This window comes from Pseudomonas sp. 5P_3.1_Bac2, assembly GCF_025465995.1.
Taxonomy (GTDB): Bacteria; Pseudomonadota; Gammaproteobacteria; order Pseudomonadales; family Pseudomonadaceae; genus Aquipseudomonas.
The window spans coordinates 233,654-260,288 of sequence record NZ_JANLNY010000004.1; the positions used below are offsets into that span (position 1 = coordinate 233,654).

General features: G+C 59.5%; 20 protein-coding genes and 5 tRNA genes. 14 read left to right on the forward strand and 11 right to left on the reverse strand.

Annotation, left to right across the window (positions count from 1 at the left end; translation table 11 throughout):
* Positions 1 to 34 precede the first annotated feature (34 nt).
* Positions 35 to 1,333 (reverse strand): alpha/beta fold hydrolase, encoded by a 1,299-nt coding sequence (locus NTD81_RS02450; RefSeq protein WP_262179092.1) that lies wholly within the window; start codon positions 1,331 to 1,333, stop codon positions 35 to 37.
* A 330-nt stretch (positions 1,334 to 1,663) separates the two neighbouring features.
* On the opposite strand from NTD81_RS02450, the gene NTD81_RS02455 reads away from it, so the two are divergent.
* Positions 1,664 to 2,032 (forward strand): hypothetical protein, encoded by a 369-nt coding sequence (locus NTD81_RS02455; protein WP_262179094.1) that lies wholly within the window; start codon positions 1,664 to 1,666, stop codon positions 2,030 to 2,032.
* Here NTD81_RS02455 and NTD81_RS02460 read toward each other — a convergent pair.
* The 4 genes from NTD81_RS02460 to NTD81_RS02475 form a co-directional block, all read right to left on the reverse strand.
* On the reverse strand, positions 2,024 to 3,574 hold the full coding sequence (locus tag NTD81_RS02460) for a beta (1-6) glucans synthase (RefSeq protein WP_262179095.1): 1,551 nt from the start codon (positions 3,572 to 3,574) through the stop codon (positions 2,024 to 2,026). The two genes, NTD81_RS02455 and NTD81_RS02460, sit on opposite strands and share 9 nt — an antisense overlap.
* Before the next feature lie 93 nt (positions 3,575 to 3,667).
* Positions 3,668 to 3,892: a DUF2061 domain-containing protein gene (locus tag NTD81_RS02465; protein WP_262179097.1), complete on the reverse strand. Its 225-nt coding sequence runs from the start codon at positions 3,890 to 3,892 to the stop codon at positions 3,668 to 3,670.
* 604 nt (positions 3,893 to 4,496) lie between these two features.
* Positions 4,497 to 4,572 (reverse strand) — tRNA-Asn (locus tag NTD81_RS02470).
* A gap of 70 nt (positions 4,573 to 4,642) precedes the next feature.
* A complete protein-coding gene (locus NTD81_RS02475) occupies positions 4,643 to 5,839 on the reverse strand; it encodes an amino acid aminotransferase (protein WP_262179100.1) in 1,197 nt (398 codons plus the stop codon).
* A 174-nt stretch (positions 5,840 to 6,013) separates the two neighbouring features.
* On the opposite strand from NTD81_RS02475, the gene uvrB reads away from it, so the two are divergent.
* Positions 6,014 to 8,032, forward strand: coding sequence for an excinuclease ABC subunit UvrB (gene uvrB / locus NTD81_RS02480; RefSeq protein ID WP_262179102.1), 2,019 nt, complete (start codon positions 6,014 to 6,016; stop codon positions 8,030 to 8,032).
* On the opposite strand, the gene NTD81_RS02485 is transcribed toward uvrB, so the two are convergent.
* From NTD81_RS02485 to NTD81_RS02495, 3 genes are read right to left on the reverse strand one after another with little or no spacing between them, the layout of a single operon-like run.
* Entirely contained in the window at positions 8,029 to 8,928 is a 900-nt protein-coding gene (locus NTD81_RS02485; protein WP_262179104.1) for an EamA family transporter, read from the reverse strand. The genes uvrB and NTD81_RS02485 overlap by 4 nt on opposite strands.
* Before the next feature lie 45 nt (positions 8,929 to 8,973).
* The gene (locus NTD81_RS02490) at positions 8,974 to 10,464 is read right to left on the reverse strand and encodes an MDR family MFS transporter (protein ID WP_262179812.1); all 1,491 of its coding nucleotides are present in this window, start codon (positions 10,462 to 10,464) and stop codon (positions 8,974 to 8,976) included.
* A gap of 49 nt (positions 10,465 to 10,513) precedes the next feature.
* On the reverse strand, positions 10,514 to 11,563 hold the full coding sequence (locus NTD81_RS02495; protein WP_262179106.1) for an HlyD family secretion protein: 1,050 nt from the start codon (positions 11,561 to 11,563) through the stop codon (positions 10,514 to 10,516).
* A gap of 108 nt (positions 11,564 to 11,671) precedes the next feature.
* Here NTD81_RS02495 and NTD81_RS02500 point away from each other — a divergent pair, with 108 nt between their 5' ends.
* From NTD81_RS02500 to NTD81_RS02535, 8 genes are all read left to right on the forward strand, one after another.
* Entirely contained in the window at positions 11,672 to 12,592 is a 921-nt protein-coding gene (locus NTD81_RS02500; RefSeq protein WP_262179108.1) for a LysR family transcriptional regulator, read from the forward strand.
* 32 nt (positions 12,593 to 12,624) lie between these two features.
* Positions 12,625 to 14,106, forward strand: coding sequence for a glutamate--tRNA ligase (gene gltX, locus NTD81_RS02505; RefSeq protein ID WP_262179110.1), 1,482 nt, complete (start codon positions 12,625 to 12,627; stop codon positions 14,104 to 14,106).
* 144 nt (positions 14,107 to 14,250) lie between these two features.
* Positions 14,251 to 14,326: transfer RNA gene (locus NTD81_RS02510), tRNA-Ala, on the forward strand.
* A gap of 66 nt (positions 14,327 to 14,392) precedes the next feature.
* Positions 14,393 to 14,468: transfer RNA gene (locus NTD81_RS02515), tRNA-Glu, on the forward strand.
* 51 nt (positions 14,469 to 14,519) lie between these two features.
* Positions 14,520 to 14,595 (forward strand) — tRNA-Ala (locus NTD81_RS02520).
* A gap of 48 nt (positions 14,596 to 14,643) precedes the next feature.
* Positions 14,644 to 14,719: transfer RNA gene (locus tag NTD81_RS02525), tRNA-Glu, on the forward strand.
* A gap of 157 nt (positions 14,720 to 14,876) precedes the next feature.
* A complete protein-coding gene (locus NTD81_RS02530) occupies positions 14,877 to 15,416 on the forward strand; it encodes a TetR/AcrR family transcriptional regulator (RefSeq protein ID WP_262179112.1) in 540 nt (179 codons plus the stop codon).
* 10 nt (positions 15,417 to 15,426) lie between these two features.
* Positions 15,427 to 16,269 carry an alpha/beta fold hydrolase gene (locus NTD81_RS02535; protein WP_410017104.1) on the forward strand — a complete coding sequence of 281 codons (843 nt, stop codon included), beginning with the start codon at positions 15,427 to 15,429 and terminating at the stop codon, positions 16,267 to 16,269.
* Here NTD81_RS02535 and NTD81_RS02540 read toward each other — a convergent pair.
* Complete coding sequence (locus NTD81_RS02540) at positions 16,266 to 18,026, reverse strand: diguanylate cyclase (RefSeq protein WP_262179116.1); 1,761 nt, start codon at positions 18,024 to 18,026, stop codon at positions 16,266 to 16,268. The two genes, NTD81_RS02535 and NTD81_RS02540, sit on opposite strands and share 4 nt — an antisense overlap.
* Positions 18,027 to 18,628: 602 nt before the next feature.
* On the opposite strand from NTD81_RS02540, the gene NTD81_RS02545 reads away from it, so the two are divergent.
* The 3 genes from NTD81_RS02545 (at position 18,629) to NTD81_RS02555 (ending at position 20,683) form a co-directional block, all read left to right on the forward strand.
* The gene (locus NTD81_RS02545; protein ID WP_262179118.1) at positions 18,629 to 19,069 is read left to right on the forward strand and encodes an acyl-CoA thioesterase; all 441 of its coding nucleotides are present in this window, start codon (positions 18,629 to 18,631) and stop codon (positions 19,067 to 19,069) included.
* Between the two features lie 80 nt (positions 19,070 to 19,149).
* Positions 19,150 to 20,121 carry a tRNA dihydrouridine synthase gene (locus tag NTD81_RS02550; RefSeq protein WP_262179120.1) on the forward strand — a complete coding sequence of 324 codons (972 nt, stop codon included), beginning with the start codon at positions 19,150 to 19,152 and terminating at the stop codon, positions 20,119 to 20,121.
* Between the two features lie 115 nt (positions 20,122 to 20,236).
* Positions 20,237 to 20,683, forward strand: a complete 447-nt coding sequence (locus tag NTD81_RS02555) for an Hsp20 family protein (protein WP_262179122.1) — start codon at positions 20,237 to 20,239, stop codon at positions 20,681 to 20,683.
* 61 nt (positions 20,684 to 20,744) lie between these two features.
* On the opposite strand, the gene NTD81_RS02560 is transcribed toward NTD81_RS02555, so the two are convergent.
* The gene (locus NTD81_RS02560) at positions 20,745 to 24,029 is read right to left on the reverse strand and encodes a PAS domain S-box protein (RefSeq protein WP_410017105.1); all 3,285 of its coding nucleotides are present in this window, start codon (positions 24,027 to 24,029) and stop codon (positions 20,745 to 20,747) included.
* Positions 24,030 to 24,155: 126 nt separating this feature from the next.
* Complete coding sequence (locus NTD81_RS02565) at positions 24,156 to 25,037, reverse strand: LysR family transcriptional regulator (protein WP_262179124.1); 882 nt, start codon at positions 25,035 to 25,037, stop codon at positions 24,156 to 24,158.
* Positions 25,038 to 25,204: 167 nt separating this feature from the next.
* Between NTD81_RS02565 and leuC the strand changes: the two genes are divergently transcribed.
* The gene (gene leuC / locus NTD81_RS02570; RefSeq protein ID WP_262179126.1) at positions 25,205 to 26,632 is read left to right on the forward strand and encodes a 3-isopropylmalate dehydratase large subunit; all 1,428 of its coding nucleotides are present in this window, start codon (positions 25,205 to 25,207) and stop codon (positions 26,630 to 26,632) included.
* Positions 26,633 to 26,635: the final 3 nt, after the last annotated feature.

Here is a 26,635-nt window from a genome sequence, read left to right on the forward strand (position 1 = left end):
GGCGCTGGCGAGCAGGGCGGTAAGAAGAAAAGGCTTAGCCACGGAAGAACTCCAGCATGGCGTCGCTATTGACGCGGTAGTTGAGGTTGCCGCAATGGCCGCCGTAAGGATAAACCGTCAAGCGTTCACCGAAGGTACGGCGTAAGTAACCCAAGTCGCCTGGGCCGAGAATTACGTCGTCGGCGTTGTGCATAACGGCGATTTTGCTGCTGTTTTTCAGGTAGTCGGTCAGGGCGTACAGGCTGACTTGATCGATCAGTTGGGCCAGGCTGTTGCCGCCTGTGCGGGCTCGCCACATAGGGATTAACTGCTCGGTGATGTAGCAATCAAAGTCGCACTGCAACGCCTCTTTAAAGAACGGAGTGAGGCTGGTGCTATCGGTAATCGGCTCACCTACCGGGGTAATCAGACCGCGGCGATTGATCAGGTCAGAGGTGAAGACGATGTCCGCCGAAGAGAAGCGAAATGACGCGCCAATCAACATGGCCAACTGTTCGTTGGTGAGATGTTGATTGGAGTTCTGGAAGTCATAGAGCAGGGCATCGTTAATATCGACATAACCTTTTTCCCGGAAGTAGCGAGTTAACTTGGCTAAGACCAGATCATAAAAGGTGGTGGTGTCGTTAATGCCGGTGACTTGAGTTTGTACCAAACGGTCGAGGTTGCTGATCGAGGTGTACAGATTGACCGGCGGGTTGAGCAGCAATACACGCTTAAACTCAAAGCTGCGCTTGGTTTCATCCAAGTGGCTGACAAAGGCCGCATTCAAGGCGCCCAAGCTATAACCGACCAAGTTGAAGTCGGTAACTTCGAGGTCGGCTTGTTGCGCCCGCACGGCCTGCATGGCCCGGTAGAGATCAGCCGCGTCGTCTTCGCTGATGCCGGGTGTGGCTAAGCGCGAGGTCGAAGCCATAAAGTCATAGCTGGTCGGCGAAGAAAGCTGTACTACATGGTAGCCGGCCGAGTAGAACAGCTTTTTGAGGAACTCCGGGGTGCTGCCCGAGTAGTGTGCGCCGGTGCCGGCGATAATAAACATCAGTGGCGCCGGACCAGACTGCTTAGCCAGTCGATAGTGCATCTTAGTGACCGGCCAGAAGTTGCTCGGTAACTCGAATTCGCGCTCGGGACGTAGTCTGACTGAATAGTCACTTTGCTCAATGTCGCTGTCGGCCGGTAATTTCGGGCGTAGCTCCGGTGGAGTAGTGGCAATGGTGGCTTCAAAGGCATTGTGCAGCGGATAGCCGTAGCTTTCGGCGTCAATATCTTTAGCCTGTGCGGGCAATACCACTGCCAGGCAGCCAATTAGGGCAAGTAAGCTATACAAGTGCGGCATGGCTAAGTCTCTTAAGAACTATGGCGTAGCTGATCATTCGGCGCGTTTCAGACCACAGAAGGCGGCTTAAGTGCGCGGCAAGGTGTTTCTAACAGCTTGGGGCCACTTAACTTGGCAGGGCTTAACTATTAAACAGAGAATCTGCCTATACATATGTCAGCGCTGCAGTTAACGCAGTGTAGTTGTTATTGCCGGATGTTATTCGCCACGCAGCGGTTTATTCTAGTCCGCCCTTGTCTAGGCGTAGCTAGCCCGCGAGAGGCTTTGTGGCCGCTGCTTATTGGGCAGTTGTGCTGTGTGTGCAATATCCATTGATCAATTGAGTCAGCCATGTCGCGTACCACTTCCCTGTTAATGTTGCTAGTTGCCACTGCCTTGTGTGTGGCCGTCAGCTTTGCTTTGCGCTACCAGTTGATGGAGAACGATCACTGGGTGGCTGTATGTGTAGCACAGCCTGAGCATCTTGGCTGCCAGGTGCGCGCAACTTTAGGCTGGTTAATTCATTTTCGCGTATTAGCGCTGGGGGCTTTGGCGTTGGCGCTGCTGGCCTTTGTGCTGCCAGGCGTGTGGGGCAAACGCTTGGCCGTGCCGGCGCTATTGCTGGGTTTGCCAAGCCTGTTGTTATACAGCGCCAGCCTCGCGGTATTTAGCGTGGTGCTGGCGCTGCTGCGGTTAGTACGGGCCGAGCGCTTAAGCTGAGCGCTTGCTTAGGCGCAGGCTGCGTAGCACGGCCACGACTAATAGGGCGCAGGTCAGCGCCCAGCCAATGGCTTGCAGGTTGCTGAGGGTTTCCTCATAGAGTTGCGGCAGCAAACCTACGCCGATCAGTACGCCGAGCAGGGTAAGTTCGCGCCGATAGCCACTGACCGGATGGCACAGGTAAACCACGGCTGGTAACAGCAAGGCGGCGCTGGGGAAACTGCGATAACGCGCATCGACCACCAGCGCTAGCATCATTACCGCGCCAGCGAAGGCACTTAGCAGCAGCCACAGTGCACTTTTGCCACTGAGCCAAGCGCTCGCTCGTTGGCGCCAGCCGCTAGGTTGTGTAAGCAGCAGGGCGGCATGGGCAAGGATCAACAGGTTGAGCAGTAGCAGTGCGGCGGCCCATAGCCATTCGCCGAGGTAGCGGCTGGTCACCCAGGTCAACTCGCTAAACAACATGATGCTGCCCGCACCGAGACCTGCTAGCAGCGGCAGCAGCCAAGCATGTTTAGTTGAACGCGGACGTCCGCCAAGCAGCAAGGTGGCGGCAAACAGCACAGCGCTGGCGCCCAGCCACAGCGGCCAGTGCGGCAGGTTGGATACCGGCCCGGCGAGGATCGACTTGTCCTGCCGATCAGCATCATACAAGCCCCAGTAGCCGCCAACTGCGCCCTCGCTGATGCGTTTCCACGGCTGGTCAAAGGCTTCGATCAGGTTGTAACGCCAACCGTGTTGCTCGGCCATGGCGACAAAACCGCGAATAAAGGTGGCCTGGTTGACGAGGCTGGGCACCGCGGTTTCGCGTTGGCGGCCCTCGCTGGGCCAGCCGGTCTCGCCGATCAGAATATCTTTGGGGGCGAAGTCACGACCAAAGCGTTCGCGCACTTTCGCTACCTGAGCCAGCGCCTGTTCAATCCCGGCCGGATTGTCCTCCCAATAGGGCAGCAGGTGGATGGTAATAAAGTCCACGGCCGGTGCGATTTCCGGGTGTTTAAGCCAGAACTCCCACACATCGGCATAGGTCACTGGCTGTTGGATTTGTGTTTTGACCTGATCGATCAGGCTCACCAACTGCTGCGCGGTGACTTCTTTGCGCAGCAAGGCCTCGTTGCCAACGATCACCGCTTGAATCACATCGGGGTAAGCGTTGGCGATCTTGATCGCATTGTTCACTTCAATCTGAGTGTCCGCAGCACTGCGGCTGACCCAGGCGCCGACCATCAACTTCAAGCCATATTTACGAGCCAGCTGCGGCAATTGCTCAAGGCCGGTCACCGAGTAGGTGCGCAGGCACTCGAAGCGCTGCGAGAGCAGGGCCAGATCGGCGTCCATCTGTTCAGGGCGGATTTGCAAGGGCTGATCAAAGGGCGACTGATCTTTGCCGAAGGGCGTGTACGACGCGCACTGCAACTTGTGCGTAGGCGTAGCGGCATCGGCCAACTGCACAGGACGACCGATTGCGTACCACAGCGCCGTCAGCGCAAGCAGGCTAATTAAACAGGCAAACAGATAAGCAACGTGGCGAGTGGCGGGCATGATGGCGCAGGTCTGATGGCGAAGCTGCGCATCATAGCGGAATGTTTTAGGCCTCTGCTGGCTGTTTATAACAGCTTGTGTATGTCTGTCGTTTTAGGCCTGATGATGCAGCCAGGCGTGCTTGGGCATGGCCTCGGTCCGCGCATTGCGGCCTTCAATGCGCCGCCAGACTTTCTCGTGAAAGTAGAAGCCGACCGAATTACACAGCGGTTCGATGGCCGCGACCATGCTACTGGCCGCTACGCTGCCGGTCAGCGCGTAGGTCACACCGAAAGCGATGCAGAAGTGCATAACGGTGAAGGTCAGAGTCTTAAGCATGGCGCACCTCAATGCGGTGTTTTGTGGGCTTGAAGTGAATGCTAGTGATTCTCGTTTAATTGATAAAATATTGGATGTTTATCTATCCGATAGATTTATTAGATGTCGTCGGGTCTGTCAGTTGATAACCCACCATTGATTACGAGGCGTGGCCTGTTCCGGATTACGGCCGCTGCGCGGGCTAATCCAGGCTACGGGAGTTACAGGCAATAAAATCCGGGCTAATGACCGGTTTTTTGAATTTGGTTTGGCGCTGGACTCGATGGCGCAGACCGTAAGGTGGGTTAGCCGCGTAGCGGCGTAACCCACCATCGGTTTTGAGGCGTGGCCTATCCCGGATTACATCCGCTGCGCGGGCTAATCCAGGCTACGGGTAGATTGCAGGTAATAAAAAACAGGCTTAAGTATCGGGGTTCTTGAATTTGGCCCGGTGCTTGGACTCGATGGCGCAGACCGTAAGGTGGGTTAGTCGCGTAGCGGCGTAACCCACCATTGGTTTCAAGGCGCCGCATGTTCCGGATTACGCCCGCTGTGCGGGCTAATCCAGGCTACGGTAAGTTGCAGGCAATAAAAAACCCGGCCTTAAGGACCGGGTTTTTGAATTTGGCTCCGCGACCTGGACTCGAACCAGGGACCCAATGATTAACAGTCATTTGCTCTACCGACTGAGCTATCGCGGAACAACGATGCGTATCCTACTGATTCAAAAGGGGAAGTCAAGCCTGCTTGGCTTCCCCCTTAAAGCAAAAATCAGAGGACCTTGGCGATCGCCTGAGTCACTGCCGGCAGGTTGTGCTGGTTGAGCGCGGCTACGCAGATGCGTCCGGTGCTCACCGCATAAATGCCGAACTCATTTTTCAGGCGCTCGACCTGCTCGGCAGTGAGGCCCGAGTAGGAGAACATGCCACGCTGTTGGGCGACGAAGCTGAAATCACGCTTGTCGGTCAGGCTGGCCAGTTGCTCAACCATGGCCAGGCGCATGCTGCGAATACGATCGCGCATGCCGGCCAGCTCTTCTTCCCACAGTGCGCGCAGCTCAGGGCTGTTCAATACGCTGGCGACGACGGTGGCGCCGTGGGTCGGTGGGTTGGAGTAGTTGGTGCGGATTACACGTTTGGCTTGCGACAGCACGCGGCCGGCTTCGTCTTTATCACCGGTGACGATGGTCAGGGCGCCAACGCGCTCGCCGTACAGCGAGAAGGATTTGGAGAAGGAGCTGGAGACGAAGAACGGCAGGCCCGACTCGGCGAACAGGCGCACGGCTAAGGCGTCTTCGTCGATGCCGGCGCCAAAGCCTTGGTAGGCGATGTCGAGGAACGGCACATGCTCGCGCTCACGCAGCACTTCCAGCACGGCTTGCCAGTCTTCCAGCGCCAGGTCGACGCCGGTTGGGTTATGGCAGCAGGCGTGCAGCACGACGATCGAGCGCGCGGGCAGGTTGCGCAGATCTTCAAGCATGCCGGCACGGTTCACGCCATGGCTGGCGGCATCGTAGTAGCGGTAGTTCTGTACGTTAAAGCCGGCGGACTCAAACAGCGCACGGTGGTTTTCCCAGCTCGGGTCGCTGATGGCCACGGTGGCATTGGGCAGCAGACGCTTGAGGAAATCGGCGCCGGTTTTCAGTGCGCCAGTACCGCCCACCGCTTGAGTAGTGATCACGCGGCCAGTGCTGAGCAGTTCGGCATTGGCGCCAAACAGCAGCTTTTGCACGGCGTTGTCGTAGGCAGCGATACCTTCGATCGGCAAGTAGCCGCGCGGAGCATGGGCTTCGATGCGGGCTTTCTCGGCTTCAGCAACAGCGCGCAGCAGGGGAATGCGGCCTTCTTCGTTGTAATAAACACCCACGCCCAAGTTGACCTTGGTGGCTCGGGTATCGGCGTTGAAAGCTTCATTAAGGCCCAGGATCGGGTCGCGCGGAGCCATTTCGACAGCGGAGAACAGACTCATGGATACGGCAGCTCTAAATGAGAGGTTGAGTATCAGCAACAGCCATTAGGGCGTTGCGTAAGTGGCCCGGTAGTATACCGTTGCCTAACCTGTGTCGCGACAAGGAGACGCAGGCATTTCATTGCTTTTGACGTAGTCTTTGCGCTCGCGTCACACCCGTTGCCGAGGTCCGTTATGTCTGCATTTCAATTGGTCACCCGTTTTGCCCCTGCTGGCGATCAGCCCGAGGCGATCCGGCAGATGGTCGAAGGCCTCGAAGCGGGGCTGTCGCATCAGACCTTGTTGGGCGTGACCGGCTCGGGCAAGACCTTCTCCATCGCCAACGTGATTGCCCAGGTGCAGCGCCCGACCTTGGTGCTGGCGCACAACAAAACCCTGGCCGCGCAGCTGTATGGCGAATTCAAAAGTTTCTTCCCGCACAACGCGGTGGAGTACTTCGTCTCCTATTACGACTACTACCAGCCAGAAGCTTACGTGCCGTCCTCCGACACCTTTATCGAGAAGGACGCCTCGATCAACGATCACATCGAGCAGATGCGCCTGTCGGCAACCAAGGCGCTGATCGAGCGCAAGGACGTGATCGTGGTCTGCACGGTGTCGTCGATCTACGGCTTGGGCAGCCCCGAGGAATACCTGAAAATGGTCCTGCACTTGGACCGTGGTGACAAAATGGACCAGCGCGCGCTGCTGCGCCGCCTCGCTGAGCTGCAGTACACGCGCAATGACATGGACTTCGCCCGCGCCACCTTCCGCGTGCGCGGCGATGTGATCGATGTGTTCCCTGCGGAGTCGGACCTGGAGGCCATCCGCATCGAGTTATTTGATGATGAAGTGGAAAACATCAGCGCCTTTGATCCGCTGACCGGCGAGGTGATCCAAAAGCTGCCGCGCTTTACCTTCTATCCCAAGAGCCACTATGTCACCCCGCGGGAAACCCTGCTCGAAGCGGTGGAGGGGATCAAGGCCGAGCTGGCCCAGCGTCTGGAGTACCTGCGCAATAACAACAAGCTGGTCGAAGCCCAGCGCCTGGAGCAGCGCACCCGCTATGACCTCGAGATGATCCTCGAGCTGGGCTACTGCAACGGCATCGAAAACTACTCGCGTTACCTCTCCGGGCGTCACTCGGGTGAGGCGCCGCCGACTTTATATGACTACCTGCCCGATGAAGCCCTGCTGGTGATCGACGAGTCCCACGTCTCGGTTCCCCAGGTCGGCGCCATGTACAAGGGCGACCGCTCGCGCAAAGAGACGCTGGTCGAGTACGGCTTTCGCTTGCCCTCGGCGCTGGACAACCGGCCCATGCGGTTTGAGGAGTGGGAAGCGGCCAGCCCGCAGACCATCTTCGTCTCGGCCACGCCGGGCAACTACGAGGCCGAGCATTCCGGACGGGTGATTGAGCAGGTGGTGCGTCCGACGGGGCTGGTCGATCCGCAAATTGAAGTGCGTCCGGCGCTGACTCAGGTCGACGATTTGCTCTCAGAAATCAACAAGCGCGTGGCGGTCGAGGAGCGGGTATTGGTCACCACGCTGACCAAACGCATGGCCGAAGACCTGACGGATTATCTGGCCGACCATGGCGTGAAGGTGCGTTATCTGCACTCGGACATCGACACCGTGGAGCGGGTCGAAATTATTCGCGACTTGCGTACCGGCGCCTTTGATGTGCTGGTCGGCATCAACCTGCTGCGAGAAGGTTTGGACATGCCGGAAGTGTCGCTGGTGGCGATTCTCGATGCTGACAAAGAGGGTTTCTTGCGCAGCGAGCGCTCGCTGATTCAGACCATTGGCCGCGCCGCGCGTAACCTCAATGGCCGGGCGATTCTGTATGCCGATCGCATGACCGGCTCCATGGAGCGCGCCATCGGCGAAACGGAGCGGCGCCGCGAGAAGCAAATCGCCTTTAACTTGGCCAATGGCATCGTGCCTAAAGGCGTGGTTAAGGACATCAAAGATATTCTTGAGGGCGCCGTGGTGCCTGGTGCGCGCAGTAACAAGCGCAAAGGCATGGCCAAAGCGGCGGAGGAAAGTGCGCGTTACGAAGAGCAACTGCGTTCGCCGAGCCAGATCACCAAGCGCATCCGCGAGCTGGAAGAGAAGATGTATGCCCTGGCCCGTGACCTGGAGTTTGAGGCGGCGGCGCAACTGCGCGATGAAATCCAGAAGCTGCGCGACCGCTTATTGCAGGTCGGCTAACGCCGGCCAAAGATAATCAACACCACGCCGAACAAGGTCACCATGCAGGCGAGCATGGCGGTCAGGCTCAGCTGCTCGCCCAGCAGCAGGTAACCGAGCAGCAGGGCGACTACGGGGTTAACAAAGGCGAAGGTCGACACCAGGCTCGGCCGCACTTCGCGCAGCAGCCAGAAGTAGGCCGGATACACGCCCAGGCTCACCGGCAAAATCAGATAGGCCAGCCACCACCACACGTGCGGGCTGAAGCTGGCCATGTCGAGCTGCGTCCAGTCGCCATGAAAGACTCCGGTCACTGCCAGAAACAGCGCGCCCAGCAGCATCTGCAAACTCAAACCCAACCAACTGGAGCGAAACGCCGGGCGCTGGCGCATCAGCCAGGCGCCGCAGGCCCAACACAGGGTGGCGCCGGCCACCAGCAAGCTGGCAAACCACTGCTGCCAGGTGGAATCGTGGCCCAAGCTGTTATTCATCAGCAGCACGATGCCGCCACAAGCCAGCGCCAGGCCGGCCACCACCCACAGTGGCGGGCGCTCACCGAGCAGCCACTCCAGCGCCACACTCCACAGTGGCAAGGTGGTGTAGAGCATGGCCAGCATGCCGGTGGGCAAATACTGGTTGGCGTAGATCACCGCGCCTTGGCCCACGGCAATCAAGGAGAAACTGCCGATCAGGATGCCACCGAAGTCGCTGCGCTGGATGCGGAACTGGCCGCTGGCGATCACCCATAGCAAGGCCAGCAAGCCGGCAATGGCAAAGCGCAGGGTGCCGATAATAAAGGGCGGTACTTCGCGAAGCAGGAAGTGGTTGGCTAGGTAGGTGGTGCCCCAGCCGATATAGATGGTGGCAAATGCAACAATCAGCAGCACATTACGCAAGCGCGAAGAACCAGAAACCATGATGAACCTGAGGGGCTGCTGCGCCGGTGGGCGGCGCAGGGGAGATTAGTGGGCGGCGCCACCGGCGCTGCCTGCGGGCAGGCGGCGGGTGAGCAAAACCGCAAGCATACTGATGCCCAGAACGATGCCGATACAGTGAAAGGCGTCATTGTAGGCCATGATTGCGGCTTGCTGATGGGTGACTTCACTGATCTTCGCCAGCGCCGCCTGCTCGCTGCCGAGTTTCTCGGCATACAGGGCCAAACGCTCGGCCACCTGAGGATTACTTGGCACTACGGCTTCACGCAGGTAGTCGAAATACACCTTGGCGCGGCTGTCGAGCAAGGTTGCCAGCAAGGCAATGCCAATGGCGCCGCCGAGGTTACGCAGAATGTTGAACAGGCTGGAGGCTGATCCCGCGTCTTGCGGTTGGATATAAGCGGTGGCAATCAGCGAGATGGTCACCATCACAAAGGGCTGGCCTAAAGCCCGCAGCAGTTGGATATGGTTGAACTGCTCGCCCGCGAAGTCTGGCTCCAGCACTCCGGAGAGAAAGCCGGCCAGGCCAAACATGGCGAAGCCGAAGGCACACAGCCATTTCGGCGAAATGCGCTTCATCAGCAGCGGCACCAGCGGAATCAAAAACAGCTGGGGAATGCCCATCCACATAATCACTTCGCCAATCTGCAAGGCGTTGTAGCCCTGGATCTGCGCCAGATACAGCGGCAGCACATAAATCGAGCCGTAGAGGCCCATGCCTAAGCCAATGCTGGAGATGCTCGACAGGCCAAAGTTGCGCTCACGCAGCACGCCTAGGTTGATCAGCGGGTTGGGGCGGGAGATTTGCAGAATCACAAACAGGATCAGGCTGATGCTGGCGACGCTGGCCAGGCCCGCGATCAGGCTCGATTCCAGCCAGTCCTTACGGTGGCCTTCCTCGAGAAACACTTGCAAGCAGCCCAGGCCCAGGGCCAGGGTGAGAATACCGGCGTAGTCGGTGCGCTTGAGCAGCTCCCAGTGCGGCAGCTTTTTCTCCAGGCCGTACATCATCCCGGCAATCATCAACAGGCCCGGCGGCACGTTGATATAGAAGATGTATTCCCAACCGTAGTTTTCCGTCAGCCAGCCGCCAATGGTGGGGCCGATGGAAGGGGCGAAGGTGGCGGTCATGGCGAACAGGGCCATACCCTTGGGCCGATGATGTTCAGGCAGTTTGATCAGAGTCAGGGTGAAGGCCAGGGGAATCAGCGCGCCGCCGGTGAAGCCCTGCATGGCGCGGAACAGGATCATGCTCTCCAGGTTCCAGGAGATTGAGCACAGCAGCGAGGAGATCAAAAAGCCCACCGACACCCACAGGGCCAGGCGCCGTGCTGAGAGTAGCTGCACCAGCCAGGCGGTGAGCGGGATCATGATGATTTCCGCGACCAGATAAGAGGTGGAAATCCACGAACCTTCCTCCAGGGTGGCGGCCAGTGCGCCCTGAATATCCTTGAGCGAGGAGTTGGTGATCTGAATGTCCAGCACCGCCATAAAGGCGCCGAGCATGGCGCTCATCACTGCGATCCAGTCGCGCCGACTGGGTTCGCCAGTCGGGCGCAGCAGCACATCAGCGCTCATGTTGCGGCCCGGTACGCAGGTCGACGCTGACTTCGACCGACATGCCCGGGCGGATCAAGCCTTTCAGGGGGTTGTCCGCAGCGAAGGTCAGCTTGACCGGAATCCGCTGCACCACCTTGGTGAAGTTACCGGTGGCGTTATCCGGCGGCAGCAGGCTGAACTGTGCGCCGGAGGCGGCGAACAGGCTGTCGATCTGGCCGTCGATGGGCGTATCGGCATAGCTGTCAAACACCAGCTCGGCGTGCTGACCAGGACGCATATGGCCAATCTGGGTTTCTTTAAAGTTGGCCTGAATCCAGATCTCCTGATCCGGAACCAGCGACAGCAAGTAGGCGCCGGTTTGCACGTACTGGCCGACCCGTGCCGAGCGTTGGCCGATATAACCGCTGATGGGTGCGCGGATCTCGGTGCGGCTGATGCTTAAGTCCGCTTGCGCCAACTCGGCGCGGGCGTTACTGATTTGCGCTTCCAGCTGTTTCACCTGCGCTTGCAGGGTCTCGACTTGCTGGCGCTGCGCTTGCAGATCAGCCTGAGCCTTGGCCACTTGCGAACGGGCGATGCGGCTGTCGGCGGCCAGGGTGGTAACCCGCTCTTCCGAAACATAGCCGGGCTTGCGCAGGGTTTGCGCGCGGGATAGATCAATTTGGGTGCGGCCCAGGGTGGCTTGGCTGGCGCTGACATCGGCAGCGCTCGCGGCGATCAAACTGCCTTGTTGGGCCAGGGTGCTGCGCGCCTGAATCAGCTCGGCCTCGCGGGTGGCCAAGGTGGCCTCGGCGCGTTGCTTCGCCAGGGTGAAGTCAGCGGCTTCCAGCACCACCAACAGCTGGCCTTGCTCGACATGTTGGTTGTCATTGACCAGCACTTGCTCGATGCGCGCCGACAATTGACTGGAGACGCGGGTGATCTCGCCCTGCACATAGGCGTTGTCGGTGCTTTCGATAAAGCGGCCGACCAGCAGCCAGTGCCCGCCGAGTGCTGCCACGATCACGGCGAGAATAAAGATGAAGATGAACAGGCGACGGCGCAGTGGGCTGGGCATGGTATGTGTCTGATTCTCTGACGGAATTTTGTAAGCGAAAGTATCAGTGTTCCCTTGTTCTGATAAGTCGCTAGAATTCATAAACTTTGTTGCTTATGGGGAACAGTTATGGGGCTGGACGATGCGCTGATCTTCACTCGCGTGGTCGAGTGCCACAGCTTTACCCAAGCCGCCCAGGGCTTGGGCATGCAAAAGTCCACGGTCAGCCGGCGTATCGCCTTACTTGAAGAGCGCTTGGGCGTGCGCTTGCTCAATCGCACCACACGCAAATTACGCCTCACCGAAGTGGGCCAAGCCTATTACGAGCGCTGCCGGCAGATCATGCTCGACTTCGCAGAAGCCGAGCAGGCGGTGATGCAATTGCAGCTGGCACCTTCGGGCTTGTTGCGCATCACTGCGCCGATTGAGTTCGGCCAGCTGTTTTTGGGGCGGGTGCTGGGCGAGTTTATGCGCCAGTATCCGCAGATTACCGCTGAAGTGGAGCTGACCTCGCGGGCGGTGGACCCGGTGGAGGAGGGCGTCGATATCGCCATTCTCTCCGGGCAGCCGCAAGACTCCACGCTGATCGCCCGCAAGCTGTACGAGAATCCGCGCCGGCTGTACGCCAGCCCAAGCTATTTGGCCCGGCACGGCACGCCGCAAAGCGTTGCTGAGCTGGTCGGCCACCGGGCGATTGTGCTGCCCAATGACTCCAGTCGCTATTGGCCGGTGCTGGATGAAAGCGTCAGCTGCACCAATGTGTTGGCCTGCAACAACCTGACCTTTGCCCGCGAGGCCGCCCTGGCCGGCGCTGGTATCGCCGGTTTGCCGGTAATGATTTGTCAGCACTGCGTGCAGGAAGGCTTGTTGGAAGAGATTTTGCCCGAGGCGCGGTTGTCGGTGGGCGAGCTGTATGCGGTCTATCCGTCGCGGCGCTTTCAGGCCATGAAGGTGAAAACCTTCCTTGATTTCCTCATTGCCAATCTGAGCCTGCTCAAAGGCCGGGCGCTGGAGCCCTCACCAGCAGGCCTGTTAAGATTGGCACTTTAATTTTGCGCTTTGGCACCTCTTCGAGATCCCCCATGACCACCGTCCGTACCCGTATTGCGCCGTCTCCAACCGGCGATCCCCACGTAGGCACCGCCTATATCGCCCTGTTCAATATGTGCTTCGCCAAGCAGCACGGTGGCGAATTTATCCTGCGTATCGAAGATACTGACCAACTGCGCTCGACCCGCGAGTCGGAACAGCAAATTTACGACGCCCTGCGCTGGCTCGGTATCGAGTGGAGCGAAGGTCCGGATGTTGGCGGCCCTCACGGCCCGTATCGGCAGAGTGAGCGTGGCCACATCTATCAAAAATACAGCACCGAGCTGGTGGAGAAGGGCCATGCCTTCCACTGCTTCTGTAGCGCCGAGCGCCTGGATAAAGTCCGCGCCGAGCAGATGGAAGCCAAGCAGACGCCGCGTTACGACGGCCACTGCATGCACCTCCCGGCAGAGCAAGTGCAGCAGCGCCTAGCCGCGGGTGAGCCGAACGTGGTGCGCATGAAGGTGCCGACTGAAGGTGTCTGTGTGGTGCCGGACATGCTGCGTGGCGACGTCGAGATCCCATGGGATCGCATGGACATGCAGGTGCTGATGAAGACCGATGGCCTGCCGACCTACTTCTTAGCCAACGTGGTCGACGATCACCTCATGGGCATTACCCATGTGCTGCGGGGCGAAGAGTGGCTGCCGTCAGCGCCTAAGCTGATCCTGCTCTACGAATATTTCGGCTGGGAGCAGCCTGAGCTGTGCTACATGCCGCTGCTGCGTAACCCGGACAAGAGCAAGCTGTCCAAGCGCAAGAACCCTACATCGATCACCTTCTACGAGCGCATGGGCTTCCTTCCGCAAGCCATGCTCAACTATTTGGGGCGTATGGGTTGGTCGATGCCGGATGAGCGCGAGAAGTTCACCCTGGACGAGATGATCGCCAACTTCGATATCAACCGTGTGTCGCTGGGCGGGCCGATTTTCGATTTGGAAAAACTCTCCTGGCTCAATGGCCAGTGGATGCGTGAACTGTCGGTTGAGGAGTTTGCCGCGCAGGCGCAGAAGTGGGCGTTTAACCGCGACTACCTGATGCAGATCGCGCCGCTGGTGCAGGGGCGGGTGGAGACTTTCAGCCAGATCGCGCCATTGGCCAGCTTCTTCTTCGCGGGCGGCCTGCAACTGGATGCCAAGCTGTTCGAGCACAAGAAGCTCAGCGCTGATCAAGTGCGCCAGGTGATGCAGTTGATCCTGTGGAAGCTTGAGTCCCTGCGGCAGTGGCAAAAGGACCCCATCACCGCCTGCATCCAAGCGGTGGTCGAGCATCTGGAACTGAAGCTGCGCGATGCCATGCCGCTGATGTTTGCCGCCATTACCGGGCAAGCTAGCTCGGTGTCGGTATTGGATGCCATGGAGATCCTCGGCCCAGACCTGACCCGCTTCCGCCTGCGTCAGGCCATCGAGCTGCTAGGTGGCGTGTCGAAGAAAGAAAACAAAGAGTGGGAAAAGCTCCTGGCCAGCATCGGTTAAGGCGCAAAACCGCGGCCAATCGCCGATTGGCTGCGGTGAAAGAGGGTAAGTGGTTGTTCTGTCAGCAAAAAAAATGCACTACAGGACAAAAATGTTGTTGACAGGCTGGGCGCGCGCTCTTAACATGCGCCCCGTCCTTGAGATGGGGCTATAGCTCAGCTGGGAGAGCGCTTGCATGGCATGCAAGAGGTCGACGGTTCGATCCCGTCTAGCTCCACCAATCTCAAAGCCGAAAGGCTTGCCACAGTTAGCTCATAGAGTTGACTGAGTTTTGAAGGGTATCTGCGTCCCCTTCGTCTAGTGGCCTAGGACACCGCCCTTTCACGGCGGTAACAGGGGTTCGAGTCCCCTAGGGGACGCCACTATTTCCAGCCACATTGCTTCGGCAGTGTGTGTCGAGAGACGTTAAATCTGGGGCTATAGCTCAGCTGGGAGAGCGCTTGCATGGCATGCAAGAGGTCGACGGTTCGATCCCGTCTAGCTCCACCAATTCCACGACAGGCCAGCCTAGCGCTGGCCTTGTTCTTCGAAGGTTTTGTCCCCTTCGTCTAGTGGCCTAGGACACCGCCCTTTCACGGCGGTAACAGGGGTTCGAGTCCCCTAGGGGACGCCATTTTTACCTGCTTTGCAGGCTCTGAAGGGTCATTCATCTTGAATGACCCTTTTGTTTTTCTACCACCTGAAAAATCACCTGGCGCCGGCTGCCTGAATTTAGCCTTTGCGGAAAAATATTATGTATGTAATATTTTTCAACGCTGATGGAGGTGACTATGGGCGTTAAGAAAGCACAAACCCGTGAACGCATTCTCGATGCAGCGGCCGCCGCTTTACTGCAGCGTGGGCCGAGCAAGCCCAGCGTCGGTGAGGTGATGGGCGCCGCCGGGCTGACGGTGGGCGGCTTCTACGCCCATTTCGACAACAAGGACGCGCTGATGCTGGAGGTCTTCCAGCAAATGCTCAGGCAGAGGCGCGAGCGTATCGCTGAGGTCGATCCCCAGCTGTCCGGTGAAGAGCGTCGCACCCTGGTGGCGGCGTTCTATTTGTCCCGCAAGCACCGTGACAGCCGCGATGAGGGCTGCCCCATACCGAGTGCCACGGCAGATTTGGCTGAGCTGCCGGACTCCTTCCGGCAGGTGTTGGCTGAGCATCTTGAGTTGATGAGCGCGCAGTTGGCGGCCAGGCCTGAAGAGGCCGATGTGGCCTTGGCCGACATTGCCTTGATGGTGGGTGGTCTGGCCTTGGCCCGCGCTTTGGGGCCGGGGGCGTTATCCGATCGGTTACTACGTGCCGCGAAGGCAGCCGTGCGCTGAGGGCTTAGAGATGCGTGTGGGACATTGGTTACGTCGCTTGAACAGCGCCGCCGGCTGGTTGGCTCCGCATACCGCCGCTGAGGTTTGGCGCCGGCAGTTTATGACGCCGCGGCGCTTGCCACCGCGTGCCTGGGAGTTGCCTGTACTCGAGCAGGGCCAGCGGATCACCCTGCGTTTTGGTCTCTCGGCCTTGCGTTGGGGGTACGGGCCGACGGTGCTGCTGGTGCATGGCTGGGAGGGCCGTCCCAGCCAGTTCGCTGCGCTGATCCAAGCCTTGGTTGACGGCGGCTATAGTGCAGTGGCGATTGATGGGCCTGGCCACGGCCAATCGCCGGGCAGTGAGGCTAACCTGATGATTTTTGCCAATGCCTTGCTTGAGGCGGCCAGCGACTTGCCGCCGCTGAAGGCGGTGATTGGCCATTCCATGGGCGGCGGCAGTGCGCTATTGGCCACCCAGCTGGGCTTGCGCGCCGAAGCCTTGGTGACCATTGCCGCGCCCAGTCGCATTGCCCCTCTGCTCAATGGCTTTAGCCGCTATCTGGGCATGCCGCGCCAAGCCCGGGCGTACTTTATGCAGCAGGTCGAAGCCCATGTCGGGCTGCCCGTGGCGGCCATTGACAGTGCTCGTTATCAGTTGCCCATGCCGGGCTTGGTGGTGCATGCCGTGGATGATCGCCTCGTGCCTTATGCCCAGGCGCAGGCCCTGCACCAGAACTGGCCGGCCAGCCGGCTGTTGACCCTGACCGCTGGTGGGCATCAGCGAGTGTTGGCTGATCCGCAGGTGCTGGCGACGGTGCTGGAGTTCCTCGGCAGCTTGCAGGCGCCGCAGCGGGCTGGACGACGCCAGTCTTAGGAGGCGGCGAAGTATTTGCTGTGGAAGCTGACCACGCAGTTGCGGCCCTCTTCTTTGGCGCGGTAGAGGGCCTGATCGGCGCGGCGCAGCATCAGCTCGCGATTGATCCCCGGTTCTGGCTCAGGCTGCAGGGCATAGACGCCAATGCTGAGGGTCAGCGGGATGCTCAGGTCTTGGTGCTGGCAGGGGTTGTTCGCCAGATCGAGGCGCAGCTGTTCGGCCAACTCGACAGCCCCCGTAGGGTCGGTGTCGCACAGCACGGCAACAAATTCTTCGCCGCCAAAGCGCACCAGCAAATCGTTACTGCGCAGGCGATGTTGCAGGCGCTGGGCGGCGTGGCGCAGGCAAACGTCACCTAAGAGATGGCCGTATTGATCGTTGATGGCTTTGAAGTGGTCGATGTCCATCATCAAAATCGCCATCGATTGATGGCTGCGCTTGGCTTGGGAGATCAAGCGATCCAGCTCGTCGTTGAGCACTTGGCGGTTGAAGATACCAGTCAGGCTGTCGCGGCGATTGAGTTCCGCCAGGCGCTGGTTAGCCGTGCTGAGCTCATGCAGGGCGTATTGCAGCGAGGCGGTGCGCTCTTGCACCCGCGACTCCAACCCTTCCGAGATATCGCGTTGCAGCTGCAGGCTTTTGGCTTGTTCCAGGCGCAGTTGGTATTCCTTGGCGTAGAGCTTGGACTGGCTGATTTGCCGCTCCCGCTGGGTCTGGCGAATACGCGCGGCGAGCACGATGGAGAAGATCACCAACTCCACTAGGCTGCCGACCTGCTGGGCATGCAAGGTGATTTGCGAGTAAGCCAGCAAGCCGGTGCCGCTGAGCACGCTAAACAAGCTGGCGATGACCAGGGTTGACCAGCCCAGGGCGAACAGCTTGGCCGGAGCGTAGCCGTCGCGCCAGCGCAGCAGGGTAGTGATGCAGCCGTAGCCGGCGCTGGCGAAAAGTAAGATAAAGCTGCCGAACAGGGCGATGCGATAGGGGCCCCAGAGAGCCAAGCCAATCACCGCCAGGCAGCAGAGCAACAGGCTGCGCGTTATGTAGGTGTAGGCGCGGTGGCGGCCGTTCAGCTCAAGCAAGGCATGGGTGAACAGCACCGCAAAGAAGTTAGCCGCTGCCGAACTGAGTGGAAAGCTCAGTTGCTGCCAGTTCGGTGAGTTCGGCCACAGCCACTGCAGGGCAAAGCCCAGCTGGATAAATTGGTAGAGGCTGAAGCAGCCGGTAAACAGGCAGTACCACAGGTAGGCGCGATCTTTGGTGATCAGGAATATCGACAGGTTGTACACCAGCATGGCCAGCAGGGCGCCAAAGAACAGGCCTTGGCCGAGCAGTGCCAGTTGCTCGTAACGTTCAAACTGCTTGGCGCTCATCAAGCTGGCGCCAAGGTTGGCTGAGCCTGCGCTCTGCATGCGCAGCCATAAGTCGCGTTCCTCGCCAGCTTTAAGTTGCAGCGGCAAGATCAGTTGGCGATGTTCGATCCAGCGCTGGGCAAAGGGTCGCTGATCGCCGCCTTGGAACACTCGGTCGCCGTCCAAGCCATAGACGTCGAGGTAATCCAGCAGGGGGTTGCCAATCAGCAAGCGCCAGTCGAGCGGCTGGGTGCTGGGGTTGCTGACGCTAAAGTGCAGCCAATATACGGCGCCGTTGTAGCCAAAGCTGGCATCGCGGCGGCCCACGGTGTGCCAGGCCGAGGCGGGTAACTGTTTGACTTGGTTGATGTCCGCCTGGCCGTCCGGGTCTTGCCAGACTTGCATTAAAGGCGCGGGAAGCAGCGCGCTGGGACTTTCTATCAGGGGCAGACTAGCGGCCTGACACAGGGCAGGCAGAAAGAGGAGTAGCAGTGCGCGCAGCAATGCGGTCAAAGCGGCTTACTCGGGGGCATACATTCAGCCATTGGAAGGGTGGCAAATGGCCTTAGGCGTGTCCCGAGCATAGCAGCGCACTATTCGGGATCCAAAACCTGTCTGACAGTTTTGCTCATAGCTTTGAACCGCGTCATATTTACCGGTCTTTGCTACTTGGCGCGTGTTCTGCGCCTGTGCTTAGGCTGGAATACTGGCGCGCGGCAGGGGGAACGGACTAGGTTCAGGAGCCCGCTGCTGTGGTACAAACCGCACGGACTTCCTCGACTGGCTTACCCAGCCAGCGCTGGAGCCGTCGCTCTGTACTGGCGCAGCTGGCGGTTTGTGGTTTTTTGTCCGACGGGTGGCGCCCTAGTGGATAAGATACTGTAATTGTCCGCTCGTCCTAATGGCGTGGGCAGTGGCAGCCGTGTGACTGCGCACTGGCGCTTGCATCAAATTAGCCAACTGGCAGCCCATCTATGGAAGCTGGTCAGAAGTTTGGAGATACCTGCATGAACTGGGACTTGCCCAACCCCTTTGTGATCGACCTTGAGGTCTTGCCTGAAGATATCGATGGCTTGGGGCACGCCAACAACGCGGTGTATGTGACGTGGCTGGAGCGCTGCGCCTGGCAGCACTCGGCCTTTCTTGGCTTGGATATCGACCGCTACCACCAGTTGGATCGGGCCATGGCCGTGCTGCGCCATGAGATCGACTACCTCGCCAGCGCCTATTTAGGCCAGCGCCTGCAAGTGGCGACCTGGATTGTGCAGTCCGACCAGCGACTGAAGATGGATCGTTGCTTTCAACTGGTACGCCCAGAAGATGGCGTAACCCTGCTGCGCGCACGCACCACCTTCGTCTGCATTGAGCTTTCCAGTGGCCGGCCCAAACGCATGCCGCCGGAGTTTATCGAGGGCTATGGCGTGGCCTTGCTGGCGCCGACCGCTTAGCCAGGGAGCGAGACATCTGGTGGTTTATGCCTCGGGCCGCGCCGCGTACACTGCGCGGCGTTTTTCCAATGAGCTGACTTATGCAAATCGCCCTGGCCCCGATGGAGGGGTTGGTCGACGAAATCCTGCGCGATGTGCTGACCCAGGTCGGCGGCATTGACTGGTGCGTGACCGAATTTATCCGCGTGACCGAGCGGGTTCTGCCCACCAGTAGCTATCGAAAAATGGCCCCGGAGTTGTTCAGCGGCGCGCAAACAGCGGCGGGTACCCCGCTGCGCGTGCAGTTTTTGGGTTCAGACCCGGCTTGCTTGGCGGATAACGCCGCCTTCGCCTGCACCTTGGGCGCCCCGGTGATCGACCTGAACTTCGGTTGCCCGGCCAAGACCGTGAATAAGTCCCGCGGCGGCGCCATTTTGCTCAAGGAGCCGGAACTGCTCCACGCCATCGTGCGTGAGGTGCGCCGTAGCGTGCCCGTGCATATCCCGGTTACGGCGAAAATGCGCCTGGGTTTTGAGCATAAAGATTACGCCATTGAATGCGCCCAAGCCCTGGCTGACGGCGGCGCCGCGCACTTGGTGGTGCATGCGCGGACCAAGCTCGAAGGCTATAAGCCGCCGGCGCACTGGGAATGGGTGGCCAAGGTGCAGGAGGCCGTGCAGGTGCCGGTATTCGCCAATGGCGAGGTGTGGAACCTCGAGGATTGGCGGCGCTGCCGGGAAATCAGCGGCGTCGAGGACATCATGCTCGGACGCGGTCTGGTCGCCCGTCCTGACCTGGCCCGCCAGATTGTCGCCGCACGGGCCGGGCAGACGCTTGAGGCCATGAGCTGGCAAGAGCTGCAACCCTTGCTCGCGGATTTCTGGTTACAGGCGCGGCGCAAACTGTCGCCGCGTTATGCCCCAGGCCGCCTGAAGCAGTGGCTCGCCATGCTGACCCGTACTTACCCGCAGGCCACCGAGCTGTTTAATGTGCTGCGTCGGGAAAGCGACTGCCTGCGTATCGATCAACTGCTGGGTGTGCATTTCACGCCATTGGCAGCGGCGGCGGGGTGAATGTAAGAAAATTTTACTGAGGGTTGAAATCTGTTTGCTCGGCCACATTTTTAGTCCTGTGGGATGCCGAAGTCGGGTCCCGCTAACTAACTCGCTGAACACCAGGAGATTGACCATGAGTACTGCATTTTCTTTGACCCCACTGTTCCGTCATTCCGTTGGCTTTGACCGTTTTAACGATCTGTTCGAGTCGGCCATGCGCAATGAAGCAGGCAGCAGCTACCCACCTTACAACGTGGAAAAATACGCTGACGATCAATACCGCATTGTCGTCGCCGCGGCAGGCTTCCAAGACGAAGATCTGGAGCTGCAAGTGGAGCGTGGCGTGTTGACCGTGACTGGTGGCAAACGCGACAGCAGCGCTGAGAGCGTCACCTATCTGTACCAGGGCATTGCCCAGCGCGCCTTTAAGTTGTCGTTCCGTCTGGCGGACCATATCGAAGTCAGGTCGGCCAATCTGGTCAACGGTTTGCTCAATATCGATCTGGTGCGCCTGGTCCCTGAAGAGGCTAAGGCTAAGCGTATCCCGATTGGTGCCAGCCAGCCGGCGCTGCAGCACTGAGTCAGCACTCGCAGTAAGTGAGTGATGAGCCAAGGGCACCCGCAAGGGTGCCCTTGGCGTTTCAGGCGGGCAAAGGTTGCAGGTTGTCTTGCAGCAGTTGGCGGAACTCTGCCAGCGGCAACGGCCGGCTAAACAGATAGCCCTGATAATGATCGCAGCCTTGCTGACGCAGAAACTCCAGCTGCGCCGGCTCCTCCACACCTTCGGCAATCATGCCTAAATCCAAGCTGCGGGCCATGGCGATAATGGCGCGGATGATCTCCGCATCGTTGAGGTCGACGGTGGCGTCGCGGATAAACGACTGATCGATCTTCAGCACATCCACCGGCAGGCGTTTGAGGTAGGTCAACGAGCTATAGCCGGTGCCGAAATCATCCATGGCAAAGCTCACGCCGAGGCGCTTGAGGCGGTTCATCTTGTGGATGGTGTCGTCGATGTTTTGGATGACGATGCCTTCGGTGATTTCCAGTTTCAGCATCTGCGCCGGTAGGCCGCTGCTAATCAGGATTTGCTCGACCTGCTCAACAAAGTTGCTCTGCCTGAATTCACGCGGGCTGATGTTGACGCACAGGCTGAATTGCTCCGCTTTCAGCAGGCCTTGGTGGAGCAGCTCGGCGCAGTGGATGCAGGCTTGTCGCAGCACCCAATGGCCGACTGCGACGATCAGCCCGCTTTCTTCCAGCAGCGGTATAAACACCGCCGGCGATTGCAGGCCCTGTTCGGGGCGGTGCCAGCGCAGCAGGGCCTCACAGCCAATGACGCGGTTATTGCTGGCGTCTACTTGGGGTTGGAAGTGCAGGGTGAACTCATCGCGCTCCATGGCGCAGCGCAGTTCATTTTGCAGGCGCAAGCGGTCGCTGACTTGCTTCTGCATGGCCTCGCGGAATAGCTCAACCGTGTTGCGTCCGCCGTCTTTGGCCCGGTACAGGGCGATGTCGGCGCGCTTGACCAAGTCATCCGGGGTGTCGCCATGGTCGGGAATCAGGGCGATGCCAATGCTCGGCGTAACCTGTAATTCATGGCCATCCACGAGCATGGGCTGGATCAGCAATTGGCGCAGCTTTTCAGCGATGCCGCGCACATCTTTCAACACGCTGTGGCGTTTGCCTTCGAGGCCGGAAATCAGAATGACGAATTCGTCGCCACCCAAGCGGGCCACGGTGTCCTCCTGGCGCACGCTGGACTGCAAGCGGGCGGTGACCTGCTTGAGCACCTCATCGCCGACCGGATGGCCGAGGGAGTCATTGATGTGCTTGAAGTGATCCAGGTCGATAAACAGCAGGGCGCCGCGCAGGCGATGGCGCTTGAGCAGGGCAATCTGCTGCGTCAGGCGATCCAGCAGCAGAGCGCGATTGGGCAGGTTGGTGAGTGAGTCGTGGTAGGCCAGGTGCTGGATTTGCGCCTGGGCGGCTTTCAGTTCGCTGACATCGCGCCCGGTCAGCAGCAGGCAAGGTGTATTGTTGAGTTCAATCGGCTCCACCGAAGCCTGCACAATCAGCACGTTGCCGTCGCGCCGACGGCCGCGCATTTCTAAGTGATAGACGCGGTTGTCCTGCTTGATCTTCTGCACCATCAGCTCGCGTTCAAGCGGGTCCATCCAGATATCCAGCTCGTGGCTGCTGCGGCCTAATACTTCCTCGGCGCTGTAGCCGGTGAGGCGGCAGAAGCCTTCGTTGACCTCCAGATAGCGCCCGCTGTCACGCTCGGTGATGGTGATGGCGTCGGGACTGGAGTGGAAGGCGATGGCGAACTTCTCCTGGCTGGCCTTGAGCTCGGCCTCGGCTTTTTGCCGCTCGCTGATGTCGCGAAAGGTGGTTAGCAGGCACAGGCCGTCTTGCAGTTGGATGGTGCGGGAGGAAATCACGCAGGTAATCAGTTGGCCATGCTTGTCGAGGAAGTCCACCACCTCGTTATCCAGGCGTTGGTTCAGGCTGACTTTGTCGGCCAAGATTTGCCGTTGCTCCAGGCTGGCCCAGAGGTTCAGCTGCGGCATGGTCCGGCCAATCACTTCTTGCGGTTGCCAGCCAAAGGTTTGGCTGAAGCTTGAGTTGATCTCCAGTGCGATGCCGTCCGGCAGTGAGGTCAAGGCGACGGGGTCGGGGCTGGCCTGGAACAGGCCGGAAAACTTCGCTTCAGAGGTGGCCAGGTGCTGTTCGCGCAGCACCCGTTCGGTGATATCCAGCAGGATGCCGGCCATACGTTCGGGCTGGCCGTTGGCGTCGCGGTAGAGTTTGGCCGTGCTCTCCAGGTAGCGCACGTCTTTGCCGGCCTGGATGGTGCGGTAAGTCACCTGGTAGTGATCGTTCTGGCTTTCGCGCAGCTGTCGGTAATACAGGCGCATGGCTTGACGGTCTTCCAGGGGCACGAAGTAGAAAAACTTCCTGAAGTCATCATGGAACGGCTCATCGGGCAAACCGTGCAAGCGTGCCGCGCGGGCGGAGCCAAACAGCATGTTGCTGGGGATATGCCAGTCCCAGGTGCCTAGCTCGACTGATTCCAAGGCCAGATCGAGACGCTCCTGGCTATTTTTCAGGCGTTCTTCCTGCTGGCGCTGCCGGGTGATGTCGCGCAGGGAAAGCACCAGGCAGGACCGGCCTTCGAGGATGACCTTGCCGCCAAACAGTTGGTTGTGCAGCAGCTTGCCGCTGCGGTGATAGAGCATGACCTCCAGGCCATTGAGCTCATTTTGGGCGACGGCATCGAGCATGCGCTGGCGCTCCTGCTGCGACGCCCAAATGCCCATTTCCAGAGAAGTATGACCGACCGTCTCGGCGCTACTCCAGCCGAATTGCTGCTCGTAGCCGTGGTTGACCTCGATAAAGCGCCCGGTCGCCAGTTCGGTGATCACCACTGCATCTGGGGTGTGTTGGAAGGCCTGGGCGAATTTCTCCTCACTGGTCAGCAGCGCCTGGCGCCGCTCTTGTTGGTGGGTGACATCGCTGACCACGCCGAGCACGCGCTGTTTGCCGCCGGCATCTTCCTGCAGGCTGCCGTGGACCTGTAGCCAGTGCACGCTACCGTCGGGCCAGATCACTCGGTTACGAAACACCTCTGAGGGCGTGCCGGCCAGCAGCAGCTCAAACAGCTCGCTGACCATGGCGCGGTCATCTGGGTGAATCATGTCGATGTAGTTGACCGCTTTTTGCAGTGGCAGATCGGGGTCGAGGCCAAATAAGGCGCGGGTGCCGCGTGACCAGCTGATCTGGCCGCTTTCGATATCCCAGTACCAAGCGCCAAGCCTGGCGCCATCGAGCGCGCGCAATAGGCGGGGGGCGTCGCTCCAGACTTTTTCAAAATCGGTTGGAGCCAGCGCAGGTATATACGGCAGTGGAGGACGTGGGGCCACGTTGCGCAGTTCCTTAAAGGTGCGCGGATTTTGCAGATACCAACCTAAGCCTGGCAGATAGTACGGGCTAGTCTGGCAAAACCCTTTTTTATATTTATGGACGCACGTTAGCTCCTAGATACTGCGCTATGCAAGATCGTCGCGGTGGGCGTCGAGCAAGCGCATAAAGGCCCGTGCAGCATTAGAAAGTGTGCGTTCACTATGGGAAATGTAGCCCAGTTGCCGGGAAAGTTGGATGTTCGGCACGGGCAGGCGGGTGACCTGTTCATCCAGCATTGTGCGCGGCAGCACACTCCAGGCCAGGCCAATAGAAACCATCATTTTGATGGTTTCCAGATAGTTGGTGCTCATGGCGATATTCGGCGTCAGGCCCTGGGCTTCAAACAGGCTGCTGACAAAGTGCCGGGTAAAGGTATTGCCGCCGGGAAAAACCGCCGGATGGCGGGCGATATCGGCCAGTTCCACTTGCTCGGTGAGGGCCAAAGGATGGCCGGGCGCGGCGACGAAATCCAACGGGTCATCCCACACCGGAACGGCATGCACCGGCTCACGGGTTTGCGGGGCGAGGGTGATGACTGCCAGCTCGGCGCGGCCATGGATGATTTCCTCATAAGCCACCTCCGAATCGAGAAACTGAATATCTAATGCCACCTTGGGGTGCGCGCGGGTGAAGGCGCGTAGCAGCGGCGGCAGGCGGTGCAGGCCGATGTGGTGACTGGTGGCTAGCGTCAGGCGGCCGCTGATCTCGCCATTGAGGTTGGTCAGGGCGCGGCGCGTATCATCCATCACATTCAGAATCTGATAGGCACGCGGCAGCAGGGCGCGGCCGGCTTCGGTCAGGCTGATCTCACGGCCTAAACGGTCGAACAAGCGCATATCCAACTGCTGCTCCAGGCTGGCGATGCGTTTGCTCACCGCCGGCTGGGTCAGGTGCAGGCGTTCAGCGGCCTCGGAGAAGCTGCCTTGTTCGGCAATGGCGATAAAAGCATTGAGAGCGGCGAGATCCACGGTGGCGATCCTAGGGCTGGAGAGGGCTAGAGGCTAATGTATTCCATGTTGGAATGCTTTGGATAATAAATATGAATTTGAGTAATTCAAGCTCAAGCCATAGCATGGACACATAAGCCTAAGGGCCATTGACCCTGGGTACTGATGCACGTGATGAGGACAGGCTGATGGCTGGCAAAACGTTGTATGACAAGTTGTGGGAGATGCATGAGGTCAAGCGTCGTGACGATGGCTCGTCGCTGATCTATATCGACCGTCACATCCTTCACGAAGTGACCTCACCGCAGGCCTTTGAAGGCCTGCGCTTGGCTAGTCGTAAGCCATGGCGCATCGACGCCAACATCGCCACTCCCGATCACAACGTGCCGACCACCAAGGCCGAGCGTCAGGGCGGGATCGAGGCGATTGCCGATGAAGTGTCGCGTATCCAGGTGCAAACCTTGGACGAGAACTGCGATGACTTCGGCATCCTCGAATTCAAAATGAACGACGTCCGTCAAGGCATCGTGCACGTGGTAGGCCCGGAGCAGGGCGCCACTTTGCCGGGCATGACGGTGGTCTGCGGCGATTCGCACACCTCGACTCACGGCGCCTTTGGCGCTCTGGCCCACGGCATCGGCACCTCGGAAGTGGAGCATGTGCTCGCGACCCAGTGTTTGGTGGCGAAAAAAATGAAGAACATGCAGGTGCGTGTTGAGGGCCAGTTGCCCTTCGGCGTAACGGCCAAAGACATCGTCTTGGCCGTTATCGGCAAGATCGGCACCGCCGGCGGTAACGGCCACGCTCTGGAGTTCGCCGGCAGCGCCATCCGCGAACTGTCCCTGGAAGGCCGCATGACCCTGTGCAACATGTCCATCGAAGCCGGTGCGCGGGTGGGCTTGGTCGCGGTGGATGAAAAAACCATCGCCTACGTGGAAGGCCGCCCGTTCGCCCCGCAAGGTGCGCATTGGCAGGCTGCTGTGGCGCAGTGGCAGAACTTGGTATCCGACGCCGATGCTCATTTCGACACCGTGGTCGAGCTCAAAGCCGAAGACATCAAGCCGCAAGTGAGCTGGGGTACTTCGCCAGAGATGGTCTTGGCCGTTGACCAAAACGTGCCGGACCCTGCTGCCGAAGCCGACCCGGTTAAGCGCGACTCCATCGTCCGTGCCCTTAAATACATGGGCCTGACGGCTAATCAGGCGATCACCGATATTCAGCTCGATCGCGTGTTTATCGGCTCGTGCACCAACTCGCGCATTGAAGACTTACGCGCTGCAGCGGAGGTGGCCAAAGGCCGTAAAGTGGCCGCCACCGTTAAGCAAGCCTTGGTGGTGCCAGGCTCTGGTTTGGTCAAGGCCCAGGCTGAGCAGGAAGGCTTGGACAAGATCTTTATCGAAGCCGGTTTTGAATGGCGTGAGCCGGGCTGCTCCATGTGCCTGGCGATGAACCCTGACAAACTTGGCAGCGGCGAGCACTGCGCGTCCACCTCCAACCGTAACTTCGAAGGCCGTCAGGGCGCCGGTGGCCGCACCCACTTGGTCAGCCCTGCCATGGCGGCAGCGGCGGCGGTGACCGGTCGCTTTATCGACGTACGTGAATTGCTCCAGGCTTAAGGA

Bases quoted from the DNA above. Each gene is read 5' to 3' on its own strand.
- NTD81_RS02540 (WP_262179116.1), bottom strand. From the start codon at position 18,026: ATGCAAGTCTGGCAAGACCCGGACGGCCAGGCGGACATCAACCAAGTC.
- NTD81_RS02455 (WP_262179094.1), top strand. From the start codon at position 1,664: ATGTCGCGTACCACTTCCCTGTTAATGTTGCTAGTTGCCACTGCCTTG.
- NTD81_RS02460 (WP_262179095.1), bottom strand. From the start codon at position 3,574: ATGCCCGCCACTCGCCACGTTGCTTATCTGTTTGCCTGTTTAATTAGC.
- gltX (WP_262179110.1), top strand. From the start codon at position 12,625: ATGACCACCGTCCGTACCCGTATTGCGCCGTCTCCAACCGGCGATCCC.
- NTD81_RS02495 (WP_262179106.1), bottom strand. From the start codon at position 11,563: ATGCCCAGCCCACTGCGCCGTCGCCTGTTCATCTTCATCTTTATTCTC.
- NTD81_RS02485 (WP_262179104.1), bottom strand. From the start codon at position 8,928: ATGGTTTCTGGTTCTTCGCGCTTGCGTAATGTGCTGCTGATTGTTGCA.
- NTD81_RS02465 (WP_262179097.1), bottom strand. From the start codon at position 3,892: ATGCTTAAGACTCTGACCTTCACCGTTATGCACTTCTGCATCGCTTTC.
- NTD81_RS02530 (WP_262179112.1), top strand. From the start codon at position 14,877: ATGGGCGTTAAGAAAGCACAAACCCGTGAACGCATTCTCGATGCAGCG.
- leuC (WP_262179126.1), top strand. From the start codon at position 25,205: ATGGCTGGCAAAACGTTGTATGACAAGTTGTGGGAGATGCATGAGGTC.
- NTD81_RS02535 (WP_410017104.1), top strand. From the start codon at position 15,427: ATGCGTGTGGGACATTGGTTACGTCGCTTGAACAGCGCCGCCGGCTGG.
- NTD81_RS02545 (WP_262179118.1), top strand. From the start codon at position 18,629: ATGAACTGGGACTTGCCCAACCCCTTTGTGATCGACCTTGAGGTCTTG.
- NTD81_RS02500 (WP_262179108.1), top strand. From the start codon at position 11,672: ATGGGGCTGGACGATGCGCTGATCTTCACTCGCGTGGTCGAGTGCCAC.
- NTD81_RS02450 (WP_262179092.1), bottom strand. From the start codon at position 1,333: ATGCCGCACTTGTATAGCTTACTTGCCCTAATTGGCTGCCTGGCAGTG.
- NTD81_RS02555 (WP_262179122.1), top strand. From the start codon at position 20,237: ATGAGTACTGCATTTTCTTTGACCCCACTGTTCCGTCATTCCGTTGGC.
- NTD81_RS02475 (WP_262179100.1), bottom strand. From the start codon at position 5,839: ATGAGTCTGTTCTCCGCTGTCGAAATGGCTCCGCGCGACCCGATCCTG.
- uvrB (WP_262179102.1), top strand. From the start codon at position 6,014: ATGTCTGCATTTCAATTGGTCACCCGTTTTGCCCCTGCTGGCGATCAG.
- NTD81_RS02550 (WP_262179120.1), top strand. From the start codon at position 19,150: ATGCAAATCGCCCTGGCCCCGATGGAGGGGTTGGTCGACGAAATCCTG.